12 protein-coding genes and 1 tRNA gene are annotated in these 16,235 nt (G+C 54.1%); 7 read left to right on the top strand and 6 right to left on the bottom strand.

What is annotated here, in order from left to right; genetic code table 11:
* The first annotated feature begins 87 nt into the window (after window positions 1-87).
* From NeNHUV3_RS05860 to NeNHUV3_RS05830, 7 genes are all read left to right on the top strand, one after another.
* A complete protein-coding gene (locus tag NeNHUV3_RS05860; RefSeq protein WP_391483117.1) occupies window positions 88-894 on the top strand; it encodes a taurine ABC transporter ATP-binding protein in 807 nt (268 codons plus the stop codon).
* Window positions 895-1,001: 107 nt separating this feature from the next.
* Window positions 1,002-2,231, top strand: a complete 1,230-nt coding sequence (locus NeNHUV3_RS05855) for an ABC transporter permease subunit (RefSeq protein ID WP_334067379.1) — start codon at window positions 1,002-1,004, stop codon at window positions 2,229-2,231.
* A gap of 19 nt (window positions 2,232-2,250) precedes the next feature.
* Entirely contained in the window at window positions 2,251-3,885 is a 1,635-nt protein-coding gene (gene betA / locus NeNHUV3_RS05850; RefSeq protein ID WP_391483115.1) for a choline dehydrogenase, read from the top strand.
* 63 nt (window positions 3,886-3,948) lie between these two features.
* Window positions 3,949-4,959 carry a UDP-glucose 4-epimerase GalE gene (gene galE, locus NeNHUV3_RS05845; protein WP_391483113.1) on the top strand — a complete coding sequence of 337 codons (1,011 nt, stop codon included), beginning with the start codon at window positions 3,949-3,951 and terminating at the stop codon, window positions 4,957-4,959.
* A 181-nt stretch (window positions 4,960-5,140) separates the two neighbouring features.
* Window positions 5,141-7,156: a DEAD/DEAH box helicase gene (locus NeNHUV3_RS05840; RefSeq protein WP_391483112.1), complete on the top strand. Its 2,016-nt coding sequence runs from the start codon at window positions 5,141-5,143 to the stop codon at window positions 7,154-7,156.
* A gap of 99 nt (window positions 7,157-7,255) precedes the next feature.
* Window positions 7,256-8,233: a GlxA family transcriptional regulator gene (locus NeNHUV3_RS05835; protein WP_391483110.1), complete on the top strand. Its 978-nt coding sequence runs from the start codon at window positions 7,256-7,258 to the stop codon at window positions 8,231-8,233.
* A gap of 141 nt (window positions 8,234-8,374) precedes the next feature.
* Window positions 8,375-9,871, top strand: a complete 1,497-nt coding sequence (locus NeNHUV3_RS05830; RefSeq protein ID WP_391483109.1) for an FAD-binding protein — start codon at window positions 8,375-8,377, stop codon at window positions 9,869-9,871.
* A 128-nt stretch (window positions 9,872-9,999) separates the two neighbouring features.
* Here the strand turns inward: NeNHUV3_RS05830 and NeNHUV3_RS05825 are convergent.
* The 6 genes from NeNHUV3_RS05825 to NeNHUV3_RS05800 all read right to left on the bottom strand — a co-directional run bounded on the left by NeNHUV3_RS05825 (window position 10,000) and on the right by NeNHUV3_RS05800 (window position 16,211).
* Window positions 10,000-10,074 (bottom strand) — tRNA-Gln (locus NeNHUV3_RS05825).
* 83 nt (window positions 10,075-10,157) lie between these two features.
* Window positions 10,158-11,654, bottom strand: coding sequence for a phosphomannomutase/phosphoglucomutase (locus NeNHUV3_RS05820; RefSeq protein ID WP_391483107.1), 1,497 nt, complete (start codon window positions 11,652-11,654; stop codon window positions 10,158-10,160).
* Window positions 11,655-11,669: 15 nt separating this feature from the next.
* Complete coding sequence (gene kdsA, locus NeNHUV3_RS05815; RefSeq protein WP_391483106.1) at window positions 11,670-12,503, bottom strand: 3-deoxy-8-phosphooctulonate synthase; 834 nt, start codon at window positions 12,501-12,503, stop codon at window positions 11,670-11,672.
* Entirely contained in the window at window positions 12,503-14,122 is a 1,620-nt protein-coding gene (locus NeNHUV3_RS05810; protein WP_391483104.1) for a capsule biosynthesis protein, read from the bottom strand. The genes kdsA and NeNHUV3_RS05810 overlap by 1 nt, the downstream gene beginning before the upstream one ends.
* The gene (locus NeNHUV3_RS05805; protein WP_391483102.1) at window positions 14,091-14,759 is read right to left on the bottom strand and encodes an ABC transporter ATP-binding protein; all 669 of its coding nucleotides are present in this window, start codon (window positions 14,757-14,759) and stop codon (window positions 14,091-14,093) included. The genes NeNHUV3_RS05810 and NeNHUV3_RS05805 overlap by 32 nt, the downstream gene beginning before the upstream one ends.
* A 204-nt stretch (window positions 14,760-14,963) precedes the next feature.
* Entirely contained in the window at window positions 14,964-16,211 is a 1,248-nt protein-coding gene (locus tag NeNHUV3_RS05800; RefSeq protein WP_048598945.1) for a Na+/H+ antiporter NhaA, read from the bottom strand.
* Window positions 16,212-16,235: the final 24 nt, after the last annotated feature.

Raw genomic sequence — 16,235 nt, 5'->3', positions numbered from 1 at the left:
GGCAGCGCGATTTTTTGTACCGCGCTGCCCGTTTTTTGAGACGTACATTTTCAACGACAACATCCAACAAATGATCGGAGAGGCGCAATGAGTGGCCTTGAGATAGATAATATATCTATGCGCTTCGAGCTGCCTAATGGTGGCGCGGTGCAAGCTTTGAAAGACGTCAGCCTTGACCTGAAAAAAGGTGAATTGCTGAGCGTTTTGGGGCCTTCGGGCTGTGGTAAAACAACCCTTTTGAACATCGTCGCAGGTTTCCTTGCGCCGACGGGCGGCGAAATTCGCCTGAACGGTGGCACTGTTTCCGGCCCGTCTGCTGACCGTGGCATGGTATTTCAGCAAGGTGCTCTGTTCGAGTGGATGTCCGTGCGCGACAACGTTGGCTTTGGTCCTTCGATGAAGGGCATGCAAGCAGCTGAAAAGCGCGAAAAAGTTGATCATTTGTTGGATGTCGTCGGCCTTCAAGATTTCAAGGAAAAGGCTGTTTACGAATTGTCTGGCGGTATGCAGCAGCGCGTTTCGCTTGCGCGCTGTCTGTGCAACGAACCTGACGTCATCTTGATGGATGAGCCGCTCGGCGCGCTTGATGCGCTGACCCGCGAAAAAATGCAGGGGCTGGTTCTGAAGCTTTGGAAAGAGACCGGCAAAACAATTATCCTGATCACGCACTCTGTTGAAGAAGCGCTTTTGTTGGGTGAACGTCTGCTGGTTATGGCGCCGCGTCCGGGGCGTATTCATAAAGAATACCGTTTACCGTTTGCGGAACTGGGTGTTGGCGCGGACCTTCGCGAAGTCAAAAAGCATCCTGACTACGCGAAAACACGTGAAGAAATTCTGACAATGATCTGGGACATGGAAGAAGAAATCATGGGCCGCAGTGAGGAGAGCGCGTAATGGGACAGATTTTATCTGATCTGGGCGGCGAACTGTTCGTCCTGTTTGTATCTATCGCCCAAGCGCTTCCTGCACTTGTTGGCTACATCGCGATTATCTTGCTGGCGATGACTGTTTGGCGGTTCATTCGCCGTCAAATGACCCCCAAGGCCGATTATACATCGCTCAAAACCGTTACTTTTGGTGACGAAAGCGCAGTGGTATCGGACAAAGCCGCGTCGTTCATTTCAATCGCGCTGATCTTTGTTATCTGGGGCGCTTTCACAGGCTCCAACTGGTTGCCTGGTATGTTCCACGCACCCGGTCCATTTGTTGGTGACAGCAGCTTTGTCTACACAGTTGAAGATGCCAACGGAAACCAAGACGAGGCGACGGTTTTCGTTTCCGTCTTTGAAAAAGGCGCAGAAGTTCCAAGCCAGGAAGTGGCGGCGGGCACTGGCTTTGCCAAGGATGACTTTTTGGCTGTTCAGGCGTATCGTTCGAAGCTGATCCTTTGGGACAAGAATGACGAAACTAACCGCTCTGAAGGGGCGAAAATTGTTTCTGTGGATGGCCGCGCAATTAGCAAAGACAACGCCGTTGATGTGGGCTTTGGCCGTGTTGCGTTGACCGATAAGGGCACGTTGAACTTTGAACCAGGCAAGGGCTGGCAGATGGAAAATATCTGGCTTCCAGCACCTGACTCTGTGGCGTCGCGCCTCGTGTCTGTCTGGGCTGAGGGGTATCAAAACGTCACCTTGGCTGAGCACCTGTCGTTCTCTCTTTTCCGTGTGATCGTCGGCTTTTTCCTTGGTGCGTTGGTCGGTATTCCGCTTGGCTATGCGATGGGTTTGTCTGACTGGTTCCGTGGTTGGTTTGATCCAATCGTTGAATTCATGCGTCCCGTGCCACCTCTGGCGCTGATCCCGCTGGTCATTATCTGGGCCGGCATTGGCGAGCAGGGTAAAATCATTCTGCTGTTCTTGGCAGCTCTTTGGATTATGGCGATCGGCGCACGGTCCGGTGTGTCTGGTGTGAAAATTTCCAAGGTGCACGCGGCCTACTCTTTGGGTGCGTCCAAGGTCCAGATTTTGCGCCACGTGATCATTCCAAACTCACTGCCGGAAATCTTCACCGCAGCACGGGTTGCGATGGGGGTCTGCTGGGGCACAGTGGTTGCAGCAGAGTTGGTCGCGGCTGAAAAGGGCGTGGGCAAAATGATTGTGGCCGCTTCTAAATTCCAAGACACTGACATTGTTTTGATGGGGATCATTCTGATCGGCATCATTGGCTTTGGCATCGACGTTCTGATGCGTTTGGCTGAAAAATGGTTGGTCCCTTGGAAGGGTAAAGGTTGATTTGTAAAAGGAGGCTTTCTTGGAAGCTGACTATGTAATTATTGGATCCGGCTCAGCCGGGTCCGCGATTGCGGCCCGTCTCGGTGAGGCGGGCTGCGATGTTTTGGTTCTTGAGGCAGGCGGTTCCGATTGGGGCCCGCTTATCAACATGCCCGGTGCGCTATCGTTTCCGCTTAATATGAAGCAATACACATGGCTCTATGAGACAGAGCCAGAGCCGCATTTAGGCGGCCGCAAGATCATTGCACCGCGCGGCAAAGTGACGGGTGGGTCTTCTTCAATTAACGGGATGATCTATGTCCGTGGCCATGCAATGGACTACGATGGCTGGGTTGAGGCCGGAGCAGATGGCTGGGGCTACGCCGATGTGCTGCCTTACTTTCAGCGCATGGAAAACTGGAGCGGCGGTCCTTCAGATTTCCGCGGCGGGGATGGGCCGCTGCACGTCAGCAAAATGCCCCAAGAAAACCTGCTCTATCACGCATTTGTCGAAGCTGGCGCGCAGGCCGGTTTTGAAGTGACAGAAGATTACAACGGCACCAAGCAAGAAGGCTTTGGGGCGTTCGACGCCACAATCCACAAAGGCTCGCGTTGGTCTGCGGCCAAGGCATATTTGAAGCCTGCACTGGCTAAGGGCAAAGTGCGGCTGAAGAAATGCGAGGCCCACAAGCTGCGCTTTGACGGTAAACGCTGTGTCGGCGTGGAAACGTCAAAAGGTTTTGTGAAGGCGCATAAAGAGGTGATCGTAAGCGCATCAGCTTTTAATTCCCCCAAACTTTTGATGCTGTCAGGCATCGGGCCAGCAGCACACCTCCAAGAGCACGGCATTGAGGTGATCGCGGACAGGCCGGGGGTCGGGCAGAACCTTCAAGACCATCTTGAACTCTATATTCAGCAAGCCTGTACTCAACCGATCACGTTGTTCAAACATTGGTCGCTATGGGGCAAATTCAAAGTTGGCTTGGAGTGGGTTTTGAACCGCTCGGGGGCGGGGGCCAGTAACGGCTTTGAAAGCTGTGCGTTTGTGCGCTCAAAAGCGGGTGTGAAGTACCCCGACATTCAGTATCACTTTTTGCCAATTGCCGTGAAATACAACGGTGAGGCCGCTGCCGAAGGGCACGGCTGGCAGGCGCATGTGGGGCCAATGCGGTCAAAATCGCGTGGCCAAGTGACGCTGCAATCTGCTGATCCCGCAGCCGAGCCTAAGATTTTGTTCAACTACATGAGCCACCCAGATGATTGGAAGGACTTCCGCCACTGCATTCGCCTCACGCGTGAAATCTTTAGTCAGGCGGCTTTTGATCCATATCGCGGCAAAGAAATCCAGCCCGGCGCAGATGTGCAAACGGACGCAGAGCTTGATGCATTTATCGCCGAGCACGTTGAAAGCGCATATCACCCATGTGGCACCTGCAAGATGGGCCGGGCGGATGACCCAATGGCTGTGGTTGATCCTGAATGTCGCGTTATCGGCGTTGACGGCCTGCGGGTTGCGGACAGCTCGATTTTCCCGAATGTGACCAATGGCAATCTCAACGCGCCGTCGATCATGACGGGTGAGAAAGCGGCTGACCATATTTTGGGCCGCGCGCCATTGCCACCCAGCAATCTTGAGCCGTGGATCAATCCGAACTGGGAAATCTCTGATCGCTAGACGCCCGCGTGGTTGTTTGGCATCAAGAGGGCGGGCGATGTGCGCCCACGAGGTGAACTTCAGATGACGCGACACACTATTTTGCTGACGGGCGGGCTTGGCTACATTGGCTCGCATACGGCTGTCGCATTGGTTGAGGCGGGCTACCAAGTTGTGATCCTTGATAATCTGTCAAATTCTGAGCGTTCCGTGTTTGATGCACTTGGCACGTTGGTTGGCCACAATCATCTGACTTTCATCGAGGGCGATGTCACGGATGCGGCTACTCTGGAGCGGGTATTTTCAGATCACGCATTCTTTGGTGTGGTGCATTTTGCTGCCCTCAAATCTGTGGCCGAGAGCGAGGCGCAGCCGCTGGCATATCTGGAAACAAATATCGGTGGTCTTTTGACGCTGCTGCGCGCGATGGAGCAGGCCGAGGTTTTCAATTTGGTTTTCTCGTCATCCGCGACTGTTTACGGTGATCAGGAGATTTTCCCCATCCCCGAAACGGCCGAGCGTTCTGCCGTCAACACATATGGATTTACCAAGCTTAGCTCTGAACAAATGCTTGAGCGTGTTGGCAGCAATGATGATCGGTGGTCGTTTGGGGTGTTGCGCTATTTTAACCCCATCGGTGCCCACGAAAGTGCCGCAATCGGCGAGCGTCCTAATGGCATACCTGCCAATTTGCTCCCCTACATTGATCGCGTGGCTACCGGCAGTCTGCCGGAATTAGTTGTGTACGGTGATGATTACCCTACCCCTGATGGCACCGGCGTGCGCGACTATATCCACGTCATGGATTTGGCCGAAGGGCACGTGCGCTCACTTGATGCGATTGAGGCCACGGGCCAAGGGCACACCGTCAATATTGGGACTGGGCAGGGCTATTCCGTTCTTGAGGTTATCCGTGCCTATGAGGCGGTGTCCGGCATCAAGATACCCTACCGCGCCGCGCCGCGCCGTGCAGGGGACGTTGCTGTTTATTTAGCGGATGCAACTTTGGCCCGTGAGGTGCTGGGGTTCGAGACCAAGCGCGATCTGTTTGATATGTGCCGATCGAACTGGGCATGGATACAGAAAGACGCCTGATAGCGTCAAAATGCAGCGGTAGGCTTAGGGCTACGTTGCGTTTTGTAAAGGGTACATATGCAACTGCCCCTATACAAACGGCTCACAACACTCTAGTGGCGCACTCAACCAAGTGAATCGTTGATCATATCGTCCCCCGTATATCCTTCAGGGGCCAACGACCTTATTGAAAGACCCTGACGTGAAAAAAACCATCGCTGACGCTCTGGCCGCCAAAGGCTACGACAAACTTACTCCGGTCCAAGAGGCGGTCTCTGATCCGGCTCTTACTGGTGCTGATATGCTGGTTTCAGCACAGACAGGATCGGGCAAAACGGTCGGCTTCGGGCTTGCGATTGCGCCGACGCTTTTGGGCGATGGTGATGGTTTTGAGCGGGCAAGCACCCCTCTGGCGTTGATCATTGCACCAACTCGCGAACTTGCGATGCAGGTAAAGCGCGAACTGGCATGGCTTTATGGGCCAGCCGGTGCGGTGATGGCGTCTTGCGTTGGTGGGATGGACATGCGTGACGAGCGTCGTGCGCTTGACCGTGGTGCACATATTGTCGTGGCAACACCGGGCCGCCTGCGCGATCATATTATGCGTGGTTCAATCGATCTAAGCCAGACACGCGCTGTGGTTCTGGATGAAGCCGATGAAATGCTTGATCTGGGCTTTCGCGAAGATCTTGAATTTATCTTGGGCGAAGCGCCGGATGAGCGGCAAACATTACTGTTCTCGGCCACTGTGCCAAAGGCCATCGCGAACCTTGCGAAAAGCTACCAAAAAGATGCGGTGCGGGTCTCGACCAAAGCTGAAACATCGCAACACGCTGATATTGAATATCATGCAATGGCTGTATCACCTCGCGATGGTGAGAACGCCATTATAAACGTGCTTCGCTACTACGAGGCGCCAAACGCGATTGTTTTCTGCAATACCCGCGCGATGGTAAACCGCATCACGACACGCCTGTCGAACCGTGGTTTTTCGGTTGTGGCGCTTTCTGGTGAGCTGTCCCAAAACGAGCGGACACACGCGCTGCAAGCCATGCGTGACGGTCGTGCCCGCGTTTGTGTTGCGACAGATGTTGCTGCGCGCGGCATTGATTTGCCGAACCTTGATCTTGTTGTGCACGCTGAACTGCCGGGTAGCCACGAGACGATGTTGCACCGTTCTGGCCGTACGGGCCGTGCGGGTCGCAAGGGTGTGTCTGCGCTGATCGTCACGCCAAAAGTGCGCAAAAAAGCCGAACGTATTTTAGGTATGGCAAAGGTTCAGGCGGTGTGGGGCCAAGCGCCTTCTGCTGATGCCGTGAACGCCCGTGATGATGAGCGGATGTTGGCGGATCCCGCATGGTCTGAGGCAATCGCTGAAGGTGAGATGGAAGCCGTATCAGGTCTTGCTGCCCAATTCACGCCCGAGCAATTGGCCGCTGCTTATTTGCGTTTGTATAAAGCCAACCGCTCTGCACCAGAAGAGCTGGGTGCTGCCGACGCTGCACCAAAACCGCGCGAAGAATTTGGCGCTAGCACATGGTTCTCTGTGGCCGGTGGCCGCAAGGATGGTGCTGAGCCGCGCCGTTTGCTGCCTATGCTCTGCAAAGCTGGTGGTCTTGATAAAGACGACATCGGTGCAATCCGAATTCAGCAAGACGAGAGCTATGTTCAAATTCGTGACGAATCCGTCGAACGTTTTTTGGCTGAGATTGGTTCTGACATGAATGTGGAAGGCGCCAAGCTGACGAAGCTGGACCGGGCACCGAACCTTGGTGCATCTGGTCCACGCGGCGGCGGTGCGCCGCGGGGTGGCAAGCCTGCCTATAAAGGCTCCAAACCCAAGGGTGATTGGCATCCTGCTGGTCCAAAAGGCGAGGGCAAAGGAGCTGCGCGCCGTGAGGACGCGCCGCGCAAACCGCGCACCAAGAAACCCCGCAGTGATGAGCAAGCCGCAGCGCCGTATCGTGCGCCACGTGAAAACCTGACTGAAACCCACGAAGGTGCGGTTAAGCCGCGTAGCCCTAAAGGTGCAGGGAAACCAAGTGGAAAGCCCGGTGGAAAACCTTCTGGCAAGCCATACGGTAAATCTGGCCCCAAAGGCCCACCGCCCCCTAAAGGCAAATCAAATAGCAAAAAGAACCAAGCGCGCAATGCTGCCGCAAAAGCCGAAGGTGGGCCGCGTAAGCCACGCACCAAGTCGAATGGTCCAAAGCGTTAGATTGATATATTTACCCTTCTTGGGATTATGTGTTTAACAAGCGCCAGCACCTTATGTGCTGGCGCTTTTGCGTTGTCCCTATGTTGGAACTGCTCTGCGATGCTTCATGATACCACCACGACGCCACAGCTGTTTGAGCTTTATGTCGGTCATGGCTTTTGTGATTATGAAGCGTCCGCCGTGACGCACACCCTGAACATTGCCAATGAAGTTCTTGCACGTACCGCTTTTGACTGGCGTTTTGTGGCGGAAACACCAGGCGTGGTACAGGGCCTGACAGGCGGGCTTTTGCGCGCCGAGCCTTTGATCGATGATCACAACGTAGCAGATGTTCTGATCGTGGTTGGTGGTAAATCAGGGGCTGCCGCTGGCTGGCAGCGCCGCGCGCGTCAAATGCAGCGTTTGGGGCGGCCGGCAGTTTTGCTGTCTGATGCTGCAACGGCCTATATTGAGCTTACGAAAACCCCCCCCGGTCATGTGACGACCCATTGGCGCGACGCGGTCGCCCTTAATGAAACTGGGTATTACCCCAACCTTACCGCACGTTTTTCTGAAAACAGCGGTGGTATCATTACTGCTGCGGGCATGGGTGCGACGGCGGAGCTAATCATCGGTCTGATTTCAAGCAGTCTTGAGGCCGCACAAGTTGCCGAGTTGGGAAACCGCCTTTTGCTGCATACCTTACGCAAAAGCGATGCAGAGCAACCAAAGGACATTGCTGATAATCAGGGCCTTTTTGATGCGCAGGTCACCGAAGCGATCCGTCTGATGGAAGAGACCATTGCGGACCCAATTTCCATGGCTGATTTGACCGATCAGCTAGGTCTGTCGACACGCAGCCTTGAGCGGACGTTTCGCAAGGTATTCGATGACACGCCTGCGCGGTTCTATAAGCGGCTTCGCACGAAACGCGCCCGTAACATGATTGAAGAAACCTTGTTGCCGATTGTTGATGTGGCGGTTGCCACGGGATTTGGCTCTGTTGATACAATGTCGAAGGCAGTGCGCGAGGAATATGGGCTTAGCCCCGCAAAAATGCGCGCCCGCAAAAAGATTAAGCTTTTGAAATACGACTAACGTACACTGCTGGGTTTATATGCGGCTCTTTTGATACGTTTGCCAAATTCCGCTGCGCAGTGCGTTGCCAAAGCCGCGGCGTGCATTTCATATTGTGCATATTCATGAGTGAATTTCGAGTAACCAGTAAGGTTTGGCAAATTGGTACAGATCGTCAAAATCGGTCGGCGTGCGGCACTCCTCGGGGGCGGAGCCGCTGTGGGTGTTGCGGTTTCCAAAGGGTTCTCGGCGTCGAACCCCACGATTGCGGGCACCCGTATGGTCAAACCGCTTGGGGCGGGCAAAACCTTAAACGACGCCAGTGAGTTGAATGAGACATCAATCTTCAAGCACATAACCCTGCGCGAGGACCAAGGTGAGAAATTGGTTGCGGCGCTCAGAGCCGAACTTGCAGATGCGAGCGCAAATAACCGCGCCGTAAACGTGGGGGCTGCGCGTCACTCAATGGGGGGGCAGGCAATTCCACGTGGCGGTCACGCCATTACGTTTGAGAATGCGTATATAGAGCTTGATACGGAAAACAGTGTGATGCGCCTTCATGCGGGTGCGCGCTGGCGGGATGTGATCAATGCTGCGGATCCTGTTGGGCTTGGCCCACGTGTCATGCAATCCAACAATGATTTTGGGGTTGCGGCGACCTTTTGTGTGAATGCCCACGGTTGGCCTGTGAAAGAGGGGCCAATGGGCAGCACTGTTCGCGCCTTTGAAATGTTGCTGCCAGAGGGCGAATTGGTGCGATGCTCTCGATCGGAAAATAGTGATTTATTCAACATGACGATGGGTGGCTATGGCCTAACAGGCATTGTCACACAGATGGACGTGGACCTCGCAAAAAATGTGCGCCTTGAGCCTACATTTGAAGAAGTGCCCGCAGAGAGTTTGGGTAAACGCTTTGTTGAGGTACTGAAGGACCGCACCGTCAATATGGCCTACGGGCGGCTTAATGTGGGGCGTGATGATTTTATGATGCGCGGTTTACTTGTGTCGTACCGGCCAAGTGCTGATCAAAGTGCACTTCCTGCGGCGCAAGGCTCGGGTGTGGCGGCGAAAATTGCGAGCCGCATTTACCGTGCCCAGCTTGGTAACGAACGAATGAAAAAGCTGCGGTGGTGGTTTGAGGCGGATGTAGCGACGAAGCTGGCGGGTGGGCCTACAACGCGTAACAGTTTGATCAATGAGCCTGTGCACACGCTTGATGATCGCGACCCTAAGCGAACGGACATTTTGCACGAGTACTTTGTCGCACCAGAACGTTTTGCGGAATTTGTGATCATTTGCAGGACCGTCATTCCTGCCTCGTATCAAGAATTTCTCAACGTCACCTTGCGGTTTGTCGATACCGATGAAGAAAGCTGGCTGAGTTACAGCACAACACCGCGGATCGCTGCGGTGATGTCATTTAGTCAGGAAATGACTGCCCGCGCAGAGGCTGACATGCAGCGGATGACCCAAGAATTGATTGACGGAGTCGTTTCGATCGGGGGCACATATTATTTGCCGTATCGCCCTCACGCGCGATTGGATCAGCTGACAGCGGCCTATCCACGCGCTGCTGAGTTTGCCGCTGCAAAGCGCCAGATGGACCCAAAGCTGATCCTGCGGAATAACTTTTGGGACAGGTATTTGGGGGTGTTATGAGTTTGCTACAAAAGATTTCGGTTGGGTATTTTGTAGTGCTTTTGGCAGCAGCATCGTTGAACTACGTTCCCTGTATCACAGACGATCAAGGCTTGGCCTTTGGTATTTTCGTTGCTCTAAAGAGAAGTTGGCTGGGATGGTAGGATTCGAACCTACGGTACACTGTACCAAAAACAGTTGCCTTACCACTTGGCTACATCCCAACGCTGAGCGGTTATCTACTTCGATGGTTTGACTGGTTCAAGGGGGGAAATGACAAATTACTATCTAAATTTAGAGATAGACTTTAGATCGTCTGGTCATATGCCCCGACGCTTGGTTCTGTACGGATGATTGCATCGATGTCTGCAAAAATATCACGCATCTCTGCTTCTGATTCCGGACTTTCGCAGACGACTACAAGGTTGGGTGTGTTTGAACTTGCCCGTACCAAGCCCCAAGCGCCATTTTCCAATATGATGCGTGCGCCGTTGACGGTTACAACATCTTTGATTGCCCGTCCGCCGATGGTGCCACCTTGCTCAAAATGTGCGGTAATCTTCGCAACGATCCGGTCGAGGGCCGCGTATTTCTCGGTATCCGCACAGTAGGGGGACATTGTCGGTGTGGCCCATGTCCGCGGCAGCGCTTTTCGAAGGTCAGACATTTTGGCGTTAGGATTGCGGTCCATGAGTTTACAGATTTCAACGGCCACTCGCATCCCGCAGTCGTAGCCACGCCCAATTGGTTCAGCGAGGAAGTAGTGACCGGATTTTTCAAAACCTGCCAACGCGCCCAGTTCTTTTACACGGCGCTTCATGTGGCTGTGGCCTGTTTTCCAATAGTCAGCTTTAGCGCCATTCTTCTGAAGTTCTGGGTCTGACGCAAAAAGGCCGGTTGATTTCACATCCGCTACAAACAGCGCATCTTTGTGTAATTTGGACAGATCGCGCGCCATGATGACGCCGACTTTGTCCGCAAATATTTCCTCACCCTCATCATCGACAACACCGCATCTATCACCGTCCCCATCAAAGCCGAGCGCTAAGTCCGCCCCTGTTGCCAGCACGGTTTTGGACATATCGTGCAGCATTTCCATGGCTTCTGGGTTGGGGTTGTAATGGGGGAAGGTGTAGTCAAGTTCAGTATGGCTATGAACCACCTCAACGCCGATGCGCTCAAACAGATCGGGTCCAAAAGCTGCTGCCGTGCCGTTGCCGGCGGCGCATACCACTTTAAGCGGTCTGCTCATTTTGAAATCACCCACAAGGTCATCAAGATAAGCCTCGCGTACCCCGTCCACAAATTCATATTGCCCACCGGCGCGTGGCTCACCTTCACCGTTTAGAACGATGTCGCGGAGCTCGCTCATTTCATCAGGGCCATGGGTGAGGGGGCGTTCAAACCCCATTTTGACCCCTGTCCAGCCGTTTGGATTATGGCTTGCAGTGACCATGGCGACTGCTGGTGCATCAAGGTGGAACTGTGCAAAATAGGCCATTGGCGAGACCGCAGGACCGATATCTTTGACGTGAATTCCAGCTTGCATAAGCCCAAGCATGAGCGCGTTTTTGATCGAAAGCGAATAATCCCGATAGTCGTTGCCCACTGCAATCACGGGCTCAATCCCGCGGCGATGCATTTGGGTGCCAAGCCCCAATCCCAACGCGGTTATGCCCGGCAGGTTGATGTCATCTGGGTATTTCCAACGTGCGTCGTATTCACGAAACCCCGTTGTGGTGATCATTGCATCACGTAGGAATGACCAAGTGTTTGGCGCGACGGTTGGGTGTGGTTTGACCATGAGGATGCTGTCCGATCAGAGGCGTATAGGGTTTGACTTTGCCAATTTGTCGAACGCGGCCCAGCTTTCGATCAACGCAGGCATGTCGCGCAAATAGATCATGTTAGGCCCGTCGCATGGCGCGTTGTCTGGATCTTCGTGAGTTTCGGTAAAGAGGGCCGCAATGCCAAGCGAAACGGCTGCACGTGCCAATACAGGGGCCAACTCACGCTGCCCACCAGACGCAGAGCCCAAGCCACCGGGTTTGGCAACTGCATGGGTGGCATCCATCACAACCGGATAGCCTGTTTTAGCCATTTCAGGCAGCGAACACATGTCGACCACAAGGTTGTTGTAACCAAAAGATGCGCCGCGTTCTGTCAATAAAAGCTTGTTGTTTCCTGTGCTTTCTACTTTGGCGACAACGTTTGCCATGTCCCAAGGGGCCAAAAACTGACCCTTCTTGATGTTGATCGCGGCACCTGAGCGACCTGCTGCCAGCAAAAGTGCGGTTTGGCGGCACAAGAATGCAGGGATTTGCATGATATCTACAACGCTTGCCACAGGCTCACATTGGTCTTCGCTGTGAATGTCTGTGATCACGGGGCATCCAATTGCGTTGCGAACCCCCTCAAGAACGGCCAGCCCTTTATCAAGCCCAAGCGGGGCAGGCGCATTTAAAGACGTGCGGTTGGCTTTATCGTAGCTTCCCTTGAACACATATTGCACACCCGCTGCGGCGCACGCTTCGGCAAGGGTGCCTGCGATCATTTGCGCATGGTCAGCACTTTCAAGTTGGCACGGCCCTGCAATCAAGGTGAGGGGGGCGTCGTTAGAAATGGACAGCGCCCCTACGTTTACGGTTTTCATTAGCTTGTCACCTGTTCTCTGAGGATGGACGCAGTTAGCGAAATCATCAGATAGATACCAGCAAAAATCAGGAATGCCAGAATGGTGTTCTCAAACTTGCGCGGATAGCTTGCCTCGTCTGGCGGAACAGGGGCCACGGCAATTGACAGATAGCGGACCTGCCGTTCGGCCTCGACCCGCGCCGTTTCGAGTGATTGCAGTGATTGTTGCAACAGGGCCGTGCGGGTTTGGTAGTCTTCTTCAGCGGCGCGCAGCTCTGCATTCTTGCGCGCTTGGTTGTTGGCATCGCCCCCCGTGGATGTCATTTGCGCCTGCACGTCCGCGATTTTTTCTTCAAGGCGCCGGATTTCGGCGCGGGTGCCATCTACGCGGGCTTGATTAGGGCGGCGATTATCAAGCAGACTGGCCAACGTGAGCTCTTTTTCCAAAAGCAGCGATTGCAGTTGTTGCATCTCGCTTTGCAAAAGCGCGTTAGCCGCAGCAGGGTTCAGAACACCAAGACTTTCTTGCAGGCGCGTCACACGAGAAAGCGCCTCAACCCGTTCGGCTTCCGCGGCCTCATAGCTTTCACGTGCGCCTTTCATGGCGTCTTCACGCACACGCAGCGAGATATTGTCGACGCGTTCCTCAGCATAGGCCACGAGCCGTTCTGCGAAAAGCGCACTGGTTTCAGGATCGGCTGCGATGACCTCCATGCGCACAATCCCTTCGGTGGGATCATAACCGATCTTCACTTTCTTTTTGTACAGCTTATAGGCCGCAGAATTGGTGGTATCAGGTGCAAGCCGCTTGAGGGTATCAATGTTTTCTTGTGAGAAATGCTCCTTAAACCCAAGGTCTTCATCAAGCCGGAGCATCGCCTCGGGCGATTGTAGATACCCTTGTACGGCGATGCTGTCTTGGGACGTGGCGATGGGCGAGCCTCCGAAAAGACTTGCGGCACCGGACGCGCCCGGTGGCTCTGCTTGCTGGATGAGGAACTCGGATTTGGTGGCGTACATTGGTGTCGCGAGAACATAGAAATAATACCCCGCGATCAATGTGGGCAAAAAGACAAAGGCGCTCAGCCGCGAGATCAAAAGCAATAGTTTGCGGCGGCGGCGTTTTGCGATGTCTTGTTGGATGCGCCTAATTTCGAGGGCGCGATCGTCCGGCGATGCCACCTCGGTTGAGGGTAGCTGTGCTTTGCCGTTTTGGGTGGTTTGGGGCAATTGAATGCGCCCAAGGGCTTGGCGCACCGCTTCTTCATCGCGGGCCGTGTTGCCACTTTGGGCCACGTTTGAAGCTGCGGCGCCTGCGTTGGTATTGCTCTCAGGCATGACCAAATCAAGCGTGTCGGCCCGTTGAAACGGATCAATCCCTTTTTCGCGCAGCAACCTGATTGCATCAAAATCGGATGTGGGTGCGAGCCCGTGTTTTTGTGCCACGCGTCGCGCCATGCGCAGCTGACGACCGGTCAGCCCCTCTTGGCGGATCGCATCAAGCGGCCCCTCAACGGCCTTGAGCGGAGTAGTACCTTGAGGTGTCGGTGTTTCGGCCGCTGCCTGATCCAGTGCGGGCGTTGCACCTTGAACGGGGCGGCGGATCCTAAACTTTTGCGCCTTGGGTTTGGTAGTCATAAAGTTGCTTAGCCTCTTCCAAGGTTTCAAACATATTCAATTGGCCGTTCATCAAAACGGCGGCTTGTTTGGCGTGTTTTTCCAAAGTCTCTGCTTGGTGCGACACGATGATAACGGTCGTTGTCCGGAACCGCTCTTTCAGGATTTCTGCGGCTTTGCGGTTGAAGTTCACATCCGTGGTTGAGGGCATTCCCTCATCGATGAGGTAGACATCAAAATCGAGCGCAAGCATTAGCGCAAAAGTAAAACGCGCACGCATGCCTGACGAAAAGGTGCCGACAGGCATGTCGAAATATTCATCGATGTCACACATCCAGCGGCAGAATGCTTCGACATAATCGGGGTCTAGCCCGTAAAGCCGTGCGATATACCGTGAGTTGTCCATGGCCGTGTGTCTGTTGGTCACGCCGCCCATAAAGCCCAAAGGAAACGAGATGCGGCAACTGCGCCTGATCTCGCCCTCATCTGGTTTTTCGAGCCCCGCCATCATGTTGATCAGGGTGGTCTTGCCGGTGCCATTAGGCGCAAGGATGCCCAAGGATTTGCCAAGCTTGACCCGAAAGCTTACCCGATCCAGGATCACTTTACGCTGTGTCCCCGTCCAGAATGATTTGCTGACATTTTCAAACTCGAGCATTGGCTCCGGTTCCTGACACTACACCTCGCGCTCGGTAACGGTACAAAGCGGGTTTCTTCCGCCAATCAATAGGAACGCAATTGGGCATTATTATGTCTGTTTTTGAAAACAATTGCCACGTTTCGGGCGGACTGGTTAAACGAAAAAGGGCCCCAGCGGTGACTGGAGCCCTTCAAATTATGCGAAAATCTGCCGATGATCCAGTTAGGCTTGCTGTTTCTCAACCCGCAACAATTTGCCTGCGATGAATGACGCCACAGCAGCAAAGAAGCTAAAGAGCGCCCCCATTTTCGCAGCGTCTTGAACGGGCCCAGCGTCAAAGGCCACTGAGGCCACAAAAAGCGAAACCGTAAAGCCAATAGCCGCCACAAAACCAATCACGATCAGATCAACAAGACGCATCCCTTGGGGCAGCCCAAGACCCAGAGGGCGTGCTGCGATCCATCCGAAGATAAAGATACCAACAGGCTTACCGATCAGCAGACCCGCAAGAACAAGCCATGTCGCATCGCCAATAGAGCTGAACTCAACACCGGCATTCAGCAGACCAAAGAAGAACAAGATGATCTCTACGGGGTGCTTCAACGCGTGCTCGATCTTGTTGAGCAAGTCTGTCAAATACTGCTCGGCCTCGCTGAAAATACCAAAAGCGCGGTCAGCATGCGGAATGGTTGGCACGATCGGCAAAAGGCCCAATGCGGGGTGAAGGCCCGAACGCATGAAGCCGTACCAGCTGATGCAGGCAGCAATGGCATAGGGCAGGAAATGCAGCTTGGTGCGTACCCATGTGCTAACAGGGCGCATTTGGTTTCCTCTGTCCATTTTGCGCGGCAGCCAGTTGGCCAAGAGAAACACACCGATGGCAGCGCCAAATGAGGCTAGCAGCCAAACCGGAGCCAATTCGCCCGATGGGTAGAAAATCGCCAAAATGATGAGGCCCGCAGCATCATCTGCGATTGCCAGCAACAACAAAAAGCGTACCGCAGGGTGGCCTGCGCCAAACACAAGGCGTCCAACGAGGTAGCTGAATGCGATGTCTGTTGCCGTTGGAATTGCCCACCCGTTAGCGACTGCGCTGAACTTGTCTTCACCAAGCAAAAACGCCAACCCAAGGTACACAGAAATCGGACCAACCATGCCGCCGAGTGTGGCAAACAAAGGTGTTGCCGCTTTCTTGCCACGCAGCGAGCCTTCTTTGAGGATCACGGCCTCCCAGACCTCTTTTGCGGCGATTGCAAAGAACAGCGCCATCAAAATATCATTCACCAGATAGTGTAGGGTGAGGGTGCGATGTCCATCATGAAGGTGCCCGATCGGCGCATGATCCCAAATAGTGAACTCTACAAAATGGTGGTAGCTTTCGGCGTTAATGTTTGCCCAAATCAGCGCGATCAATGCTCCGGCAATGAGCAAAAGCGAGTAATTGGTGACGAAATTCCAGACGCGGTACATGGTGTCTTCCCGTATTATTGTGCC

The organism is Nereida sp. NH-UV-3 (assembly GCF_042939535.1).
GTDB lineage: Bacteria > Pseudomonadota > Alphaproteobacteria > Rhodobacterales > Rhodobacteraceae > Nereida > Nereida ignava.
The sequence above is the reverse complement of the archived record's forward strand: the minus strand, read 5'-3'. Positions and strand labels throughout refer to the sequence as shown.

Excerpts from the sequence above, each read along its gene's own strand:
- NeNHUV3_RS05860 (WP_391483117.1), top strand. The coding sequence starts at position 88 with ATGAGTGGCCTTGAGATAGATAATATATCTATGCGCTTCGAGCTGCCT.
- NeNHUV3_RS05855 (WP_334067379.1), top strand. The coding sequence starts at position 1,002 with ATGACTGTTTGGCGGTTCATTCGCCGTCAAATGACCCCCAAGGCCGAT.
- galE (WP_391483113.1), top strand. The coding sequence starts at position 3,949 with ATGACGCGACACACTATTTTGCTGACGGGCGGGCTTGGCTACATTGGC.
- NeNHUV3_RS05835 (WP_391483110.1), top strand. The coding sequence starts at position 7,256 with ATGCTTCATGATACCACCACGACGCCACAGCTGTTTGAGCTTTATGTC.
- NeNHUV3_RS05820 (WP_391483107.1), bottom strand. The coding sequence starts at position 11,654 with ATGGTCAAACCACACCCAACCGTCGCGCCAAACACTTGGTCATTCCTA.
- kdsA (WP_391483106.1), bottom strand. The coding sequence starts at position 12,503 with ATGAAAACCGTAAACGTAGGGGCGCTGTCCATTTCTAACGACGCCCCC.
- NeNHUV3_RS05810 (WP_391483104.1), bottom strand. The coding sequence starts at position 14,122 with ATGACTACCAAACCCAAGGCGCAAAAGTTTAGGATCCGCCGCCCCGTT.
- NeNHUV3_RS05805 (WP_391483102.1), bottom strand. The coding sequence starts at position 14,759 with ATGCTCGAGTTTGAAAATGTCAGCAAATCATTCTGGACGGGGACACAG.
- NeNHUV3_RS05800 (WP_048598945.1), bottom strand. The coding sequence starts at position 16,211 with ATGTACCGCGTCTGGAATTTCGTCACCAATTACTCGCTTTTGCTCATT.